4 protein-coding genes and 2 rRNA genes (1 of these 6 only partly in view) are annotated in these 7,582 nt (G+C 70.1%); all 6 read right to left on the reverse strand.

The features are described from left to right. Window positions 1-251: 251 nt before the first annotated feature. Window positions 252-2,039 carry an LpqB family beta-propeller domain-containing protein gene (locus tag QBL21_RS29360; protein ID WP_407565252.1) on the reverse strand — a complete coding sequence of 596 codons (1,788 nt, stop codon included), beginning with the start codon at window positions 2,037-2,039 and terminating at the stop codon, window positions 252-254. An 88-nt stretch (window positions 2,040-2,127) separates the two neighbouring features. Beyond that, window positions 2,128-4,164 (reverse strand): MtrAB system histidine kinase MtrB, encoded by a 2,037-nt coding sequence (mtrB, locus tag QBL21_RS29365; RefSeq protein ID WP_407565253.1) that lies wholly within the window; start codon window positions 4,162-4,164, stop codon window positions 2,128-2,130. Between the two features lies 1 nt (window position 4,165). Beyond that, on the reverse strand, window positions 4,166-4,843 hold the full coding sequence (mtrA, locus tag QBL21_RS29370; protein ID WP_181789166.1) for a two-component system response regulator MtrA: 678 nt from the start codon (window positions 4,841-4,843) through the stop codon (window positions 4,166-4,168). Between the two features lie 104 nt (window positions 4,844-4,947). After that, window positions 4,948-6,051: an S-methyl-5-thioribose-1-phosphate isomerase gene (mtnA, locus tag QBL21_RS29375; RefSeq protein WP_407565254.1), complete on the reverse strand. Its 1,104-nt coding sequence runs from the start codon at window positions 6,049-6,051 to the stop codon at window positions 4,948-4,950. 72 nt (window positions 6,052-6,123) lie between these two features. Further along, window positions 6,124-6,240 (reverse strand): 5S ribosomal RNA (gene rrf, locus QBL21_RS29380). Window positions 6,241-6,348: 108 nt separating this feature from the next. Beyond that, a 23S ribosomal RNA gene (locus QBL21_RS29385) occupies window positions 6,349-7,582 on the reverse strand (it continues 1,896 nt past the right edge of the window).

The raw sequence follows: 7,582 nt of genomic DNA on the forward strand, positions 1-7,582 counted from the left end.
CACCCGCCGTCAGCTCCGCCGCACACTCGGCGCACAGCGCCCCCGCGCCCCGCCCGGCCCCGCATCCCGCGCAGCCGGCCGACAGCATCAACCCCGCCAGTTCCCGCCCTGTCCCCCGCATGCGTCCACCATGCCCGCCCCCGCCGACAGCCGGCGCCCCCCTGTGGACAACCCCCCGCATGTGGACAACCGGGCGCACCGGGACCGCACGTCGCGGGCCCCGCCATCAGGGCCCGAGGGACCCGGCCGCCCTACCCCGGATACACCGGCGCCGTGCCCCCCTCCCCGCCCGACACCGCCTTCCAGTACGCGTTCTGCGGCAGCCGCACGAGCCCGTCCTCCGACGCCGCCACCAGCGGCTTCGTACCGTCCTCCGACGCCGCCACCGCCGTCACCCCGGTCAGCCCCTGCCCCAGCTCCGCCGCCGGCGGCACCGACCCGTCCGTCGACACCAGCCGCATCTGCTGCACGCCCTCGGACTCGCGGCCCACGACCAGCAGCCGGCTCTCGCCCGCCCACGACACGGCCCGCACCTCCTCCAGCCCTCCCGTGTCGCGCAACTGCGCCACCACCGGCACACCGTCCTTCAGCGACACCGCGCCCAGCACCAGCCGGCTCTCCGACCCCTTGCTGACGACCAGCGCGATCCGCGCCCCCTCCGCCGACATCCGCAGCGCCTCGATCCGCCCGTCCAGCCCCGTGACGTCGACGCGCACCGGGTCACCGGCGCCACCCGCCATCCAGTACAGCCGCGACTCCCCGCCGGCCCGGTCCGCCACCCACAGGTCGCCGAGCCCGTCCCAGCTCGGCGCCGTCAGCCCGTCGCCGCGCTCGGCCTGCGCCTCGGTGGCGCCGCTGGTCAGCAGCGGCTCCCCCAGCGCCGACGACTCGTCCAGCGACGACACGTACAGCGCCCGCCCCGTGGCCGTGACACCGGCCGCCTTCTTCTCCGAACGGGCCACCGCCGCCGAGCCGATCGCCGGCTTGCCGTCACCCAGCGGGCTGATCACCGTCGCCGGCCCGGCCTGCCCCGTGTCCGGCCCCGAGGAGGTCCGTACCAGCCGGTGCTTGGCGTCGATGAAGTACAGCGACGAGGGCTGGCGCGCCAGCCGGTCGGGCGCGTACCGCTCCCCCGCCGCCGCGCTCAGGTCGCACAGCTTGGTCTCCCGGGCCGTCAGCAGCTCCACGTTGTCGACACGCACGCCCTCCTGGCTCTGCGCGGTGTGCAGCACCTGCGCCGCCATCCGCTCGCACGTGTGCAGCCCCGGCTTCGTCCGCAGCGCGAGCCGCACCCGCAGCGTGCCCTCCTCGTCGACCGTCAGCCGCTGGTTCTTCGCCAGCACGGTGCGCTCCGGGAACGTCGTCTCCGTCACCGTGCCGATCAGCCCGCCCGGCCCGTCGAGCAGCGTGCCCACCGCGTCCGTCACGGGATCGATCCGCCGCCGTACGTACACGGGGTCGGCCACCAGCGTGTCCTTGCTGCGCGCCGTGAAGTGGTACGTGCTGGCCGACTGGAAGGTCCGCTCGAAGTCCGCCCGGCTGATCACCAGCCCCCGCGGCGGATCCACGATCCGCCACTGCCCCGACTTCGACTCCTTCGACAGCTCCACGTTCAGGCTGTACGGGCGCTCGTCCGGCGTGTACGTGCCCGCGTCGTTGAGCCACGCGACCTTGTCGCCGCGCAGTTGGACGACGGCGGTGGTCATCCTGTCGCCGTTCACCGGCTTCGGCCCGGCCATCGGCCGCTCCGTCACCGTGGGCGCCTCGGCGAGCACCGTCGTCTCGCCGGGAGTCCACTGGCGCGCCTTCTTCGTCAGATACGCCTTGGCGACGGTCGCGTAGTCGTCGCTGCGCAGGGCCTCCATGAAGTCGGACACGATGCGCTGCGGGCTCGCCCCGGGCTCCGGCCGCTCCGCGTACGTACGCGCGCGTGGATCCTCACGCTGCTCCGACAGCGGCACCTGGTGCACGCCCCCGCTGTCGGGCATCGAGGCGCAGCCGGTGAGCAGCAGGAAGCCGCCGAGCAGCGCGACGGTCACGTAGCGGCGCGTACGGGCCGGAGGCCGGCGCCGATACGCCCCGGGGGCACGGGCGGCCCCGCGTACCGCCGTCGCCACTCCCGTACGGCTAGCCGCGGCCACCGCGCTCCCCCTCACTGCCGACCTCGCTGGGGACCTCCCTGGGGACCTCACCGCCGCCCTCGCCCCTCTCGGACACCGGCCCGCTCCCGGGCACGTCCTCGCCGCCGCCCGGCGCCGTCGCCTCGTCCGCGGCTCCCGCGTACCCGCTGACCCGCCGCCCGCTGCCCGGCAGCGCCGTCGGATCCGCCTCAGCCCGCGCCGCGGGCCGCGGCGCCGCCGCCCGCGCGGCAGCGGCGCTCCCGCGCCCGCCCTGCGCCGGCACGGTCCCCAGCAGCTCACCGCCCGCCGACCCGCCGACCGGCGTCACACTCACCGCGTCCGGCTCCAGCACCGCCCGCGCCGCCCGCCGGGCCCGCGAGTCCTCCGGCTCCAGCGGCACCGGCGAACCGTGCAGCGGCTCCCCGCCCGTCCGCGGCAGCGTCAGCCGGAACTGCGACCCGCCGCCCGGCTCGCCCCACGCCTGGAGCCAGCCGCCGTGCAGCCGGGCGTCCTCCAGGGAGATCGACAGCCCCAGGCCGGTGCCTCCGGTCGTACGGGCACGGGCCGGATCCGCGCGCCAGAAGCGGTTGAACACCCGCGTCGCCTCGCCGGGCTTCAGCCCCACGCCGTAGTCGCGCACCGCCACCGCCACCGCGCTCTCCGACGCACCGAGGCGTACGACGACGTCGCGGCCCTCGCCGTGCTCCACGGCGTTGACGACCAGGTTGCGCAGCACGCGCTCCACGCGCCGCGCGTCGACCTCCGCGATCACCGGCCGGTCGTCACCCCGTACGAGCAGCCGCCCGCCCTTGGCGTCCGACAGCATCTGTGCCCCGCCGACGACGCGCCGCACGATCTCCCGCAGGTCCACGGGCTCGGCGTCCAGCGCCGCGGCCCCCGCGTCGAAACGGCTGATCTCCAGCAGGTCGGACAGCAGCGACTCGAACCGGTCCAACTGGTCGAGCAGCAGCTCCGCGGAGCGGGCGGTCACCGGATCGAAGTCCTCGCGCGCCTCGTGGATCACGTCCGCGGCCATCCGCACCGTCGTCAGCGGGGTGCGCAGCTCGTGCGACACGTCGGAGACGAAGCGGCGCTGCATCCGCGACAGCGCCTCAAGCTGCTGGATCTTCACCTGGAGGTTCTGCGCCATCTTGTTGAACGACTGGCCCAGCCGGGCGATGTCGTCCTCGCCGCTGACCTTCATCCGCTCCTGGAGCCGCCCCGCCGCCAGCCGCTCGGCAATCCCGGCGGCCATCCGCACGGGCGTGACGACCTGCCGTACGACGAGCCAGGCGATGGCGCCGAGCAGCACCACCACGAACACGCCCGCCGTCGCCAGCGTGCCCTTCACCAGGCTCAGCGTCTTGTCCTCCTGCGTGAAGGGGAACACGAAGTAGAGCTGATAAGGGTTGTTGTTCGGGTCGTTGAGCCGCTTGCCGATGATCAGCGACGGCTCGCTCTCGTCCGAGCCGCGCTTCCAGACGCGCGCGTACTGCTCGTAGATCCCGGAGCCGCCGCCGCGGTCGACCTTCTCCCGCAGATCGGCGGGGATGCTGTCCACCGACGTGTCGTCCGAGACGAGCGAGCCGCGCGGGTTGTCGGAGGAGCCGGTGGCCTCGTTGTTCACGCTGGAGCTCACCACGAGTACGGACACCACGCCCTGCCCGCTGCCCATGAGCTGCTCCACCAGGGCGGCCCGCCACTCCGCGGAGTTCACGGCCGTCGTGGCCTCGCTGCCGCTGCCGGGCTCCTCCGCGGCGCCCCGCATCTCCGCCTGCGCGAAGCCGCTCTGCGCCTGCCCCTGCGCGGCCCCGAGCTTCGCCTCCAGCAGGCCGTTGCGGACCTGCCCGATGACGACGATGCCGAGCAGCACGACGACGCCCAGCGACATCAGCAGCGTGGTGGCGACCACCCGCAACTGGATGTTCCGCCGGTACAGCTTCGTCGCGATGCGCAACGGGCGGCGTACCCAGCGCACGCACAGCCGCACAAGCGGCTGCACGGGCCCACCGGGCACGCCCTCCCGCGGCAGCACGCGGAACACGTCAGCTCGGTCCCGCCTTGTAGCCGACGCCGCGGACGGTCACCACGATCTCCGGCTTCTCCGGGTCCTTCTCGACCTTCGAGCGCAGCCGCTGCACGTGGACGTTCACCAGGCGGGTGTCGGCCGCGTGCCGATACCCCCAGACCTGCTCCAGCAGCACCTCGCGCGTGAAGACCTGCCACGGCTTGCGCGCCAGCGCCACCAGCAGGTCGAACTCCAGCGGCGTCAGCGCGATCGGCTCACCGCCGCGCTTCACCGAGTGCCCGGCGACGTCGATCACCAGATCCCCGATGGCCAACTGCTCGGGTACCGGCTCCTCCGACCGGCGCAGCCGGGCCCGGATACGGGCCACCAGCTCCTTGGGCTTGAACGGCTTGACGATGTAGTCGTCGGCCCCGGACTCCAGGCCCACGACGACATCCACGGTGTCGCTCTTCGCCGTCAGCATGACGATCGGCACACCTGACTCCGCCCTGATGAGGCGGCAGACCTCAATGCCGTCCCGGCCGGGCAGCATGAGGTCGAGAAGCACCAGGTCGGGCTTCGACTCGCGAAACGCGGCAAGCGCCTTGTCACCGTCCGCTACGAACGACGGTTCAAAGCCTTCCCCGCGCAGCACGATGCCGAGCATCTCGGCCAGTGCCGTGTCGTCATCGACGACGAGAACGCGTCCCTTCATGACGACATCATCCCATTTACACATCCCATACAGAGAATCCCGTGTCCCAGGTCACGCCCCGGCCACCGCCGCAACGCGCCTCTTCCCCTGACGATCACCCACGGTCATCGCTCGCACAGCTCCGCGAGCGAATCCCCCGTCACCGGCGAAGCCACCCCGCGCTCCGTGACCAGAGCCGTCACCAGCTCCGGCGGGGTGACGTCGAATGCCGGGTTGTACGCCTGCGTACCCGCGGGTGCGACCGCGTACGCAACCGCGGCCTGCCCCGGACCCGCCCCGGCGGCGTGCGGCACGGAGAACTCCGTGACCTCGCCCCCGGCCCGCTGCTCGACCTCTATGGCCGAGCCGTCCGGCGTACTGAAGTCCACCGTCGTCGTCGGCGCGACAACGAGGAACGGAACCCGATGGTAGCGGGCGAGTACCGCCAGCGGATACGTCCCGACCTTGTTGGCCACCGACCCGTCCGCCGCAATCCGGTCCGCGCCCAGAATCACCGCGTCCACCTGCCCGTTCGCAAACAGCGAGCCGGCCGCGTTGTCCGTCAGCAGCGTGTACGGCATCCCGGCCCGACCCGCCTCGTAGGCGGTCAGCCTGGCCCCCTGGAGCAGCGGCCGGGTCTCGTCCACCCACAGCCGCCCCAGTTCCCGGGACCGGTGCGCGGCCAGCGCCACGGCAAACGCCGTTCCGTCACCGCCCGACACCAGCGCCCCGGTATTGCAGTGCGTAAGCACCCGATAACCGCCGCGGGGCACCAGCTCGCGAAGCAGCCGCAACCCGTGCTCGGCCATGCGCGCACTCGCCCGCGCGTCATCGGCATGCAACCGCCGAGCCTCGGCCAACGCAGCCACGGCACCGCCGGCATCCCCGTCCCCGGCCCGCACGGCGGCGCGAAAGGCGTCCTGCGCCTTCCGTACGCCGTACGCCAGGTTCACCGCGGTCGGCCGCGCCCCGGCAAGCAGATCGGCCGCCCGGTCGACGTCGTCGCCGCGCAGTGCCGCCAGGGCGACGCCATACGCGCCGGCGATACCGAGCACCGGAGCACCCCGCACGGCAAGCGTCTGAATCGCCCGCACCAACGTCGGCACATCGGCACAGACCAACTCCGCCTCCTCGGTGGGCAGTCGCGTCTGATCCAGCAGCACGAGCACAGGCCCGTCCCCGCCGTCCGACGACTCATCCCAACGAAGCGCGACTATCTCCTCGGCCATTGTCCCAGTCTGCAAGGACCCCGGAAATGACTCAACCCCTGGGCCGAAGCCCAGGGGTTGAATTCAAGAATTGTTCGGCGGTGACCTACTCTCCCACACGGTCCCCCATGCAGTACCATCGGCGCGGTCGGGCTTAGCTTCCGGGTTCGGAATGAGACCGGGCGTTTCCCCAACGCTATGACCACCGAAACACTATGAAACACACCCCCACACCACCCCACACCACACATGCAGTGGTGGCGGATGGAATGTGGGCGGGTTGTTGTTTCAGAACCCACACAGTGGACGCAAGCAGCTATGGACAAGCCCTCGGCCTATTAGTACCGGTCACCTCCACCCCTCACAGGGCTTCCAGATCCGGCCTATCAACCCCGTCGTCTACAGGGGGCCTTAACCCCACTAGGGGGTGGGAGTCCTCATCTCGAAGCAGGCTTCCCGCTTAGATGCTTTCAGCGGTTATCCCTCCCGAACGTAGCCAACCAGCCATGCCCTTGGCAGAACAACTGGCACACCAGAGGTCCGTCCGTCCCGGTCCTCTCGTACTAGGGACAGCCCTTCTCAAGACTCCTACGCGCGCAGCGGATAGGGACCGAACTGTCTCACGACGTTCTAAACCCAGCTCGCGTGCCGCTTTAATGGGCGAACAGCCCAACCCTTGGGACCGACTCCAGCCCCAGGATGCGACGAGCCGACATCGAGGTGCCAAACCATCCCGTCGATATGGACTCTTGGGGAAGATCAGCCTGTTATCCCCGGGGTACCTTTTATCCGTTGAGCGACGGCGCTCCCACAAGCCACCGCCGGATCACTAGTCCCTGCTTTCGCACCTGCTCGACCCGTCAGTCTCGCAGTCAAGCTCCCTTGTGCACTTACACTCACCACCTGATGACCAACCAGGCTGAGGGAACCTTTGGGCGCCTCCGTTACATTTTAGGAGGCAACCGCCCCAGTTAAACTACCCACCAGACACTGTCCCCGATCCGGATCACGGACCCAGGTTAGACATCCAACACGACCAGAGTGGTATTTCAACGACGACTCCACAACCACTGGCGTGGCCGCTTCACAGTCTCCCACCTATCCTACACAAGCCGAACCGAACACCAATATCAAGCTATAGTAAAGGTCCCGGGGTCTTTCCGTCCTGCTGCGCGAAACGAGCATCTTTACTCGTAATGCAATTTCACCGGGCCTATGGTTGAGACAGTCGAGAAGTCGTTACGCCATTCGTGCAGGTCGGAACTTACCCGACAAGGAATTTCGCTACCTTAGGATGGTTATAGTTACCACCGCCGTTTACTGGCGCTTAAGTTCTCAGCTTCGCCACCCCGAAGAGTGACTAACCGGTCCCCTTAACGTTCCAGCACCGGGCAGGCGTCAGTCCGTATACATCGCCTTACAGCTTCGCACGGACCTGTGTTTTTAGTAAACAGTCGCTTCTCGCTGGTCTCTGCGGCCACCCCCAGCTCAGACCGTAAAGGCCATCACCGGAAGCGGCCCCCCTTCTCCCGAAGTTACGGGGGCATTTTGC

The sequence above is a fragment of the Streptomyces sp. 184 genome (assembly GCF_045781775.1).
Classification (GTDB): domain Bacteria; phylum Actinomycetota; class Actinomycetes; order Streptomycetales; family Streptomycetaceae; genus Streptomyces.

Coding starts and splice junctions, on each gene's coding strand:
- mtnA (WP_407565254.1), bottom strand. CDS start 6,051: ATGGCCGAGGAGATAGTCGCGCTTCGTTGGGATGAGTCGTCGGACGGC.
- mtrA (WP_181789166.1), bottom strand. CDS start 4,843: ATGAAGGGACGCGTTCTCGTCGTCGATGACGACACGGCACTGGCCGAG.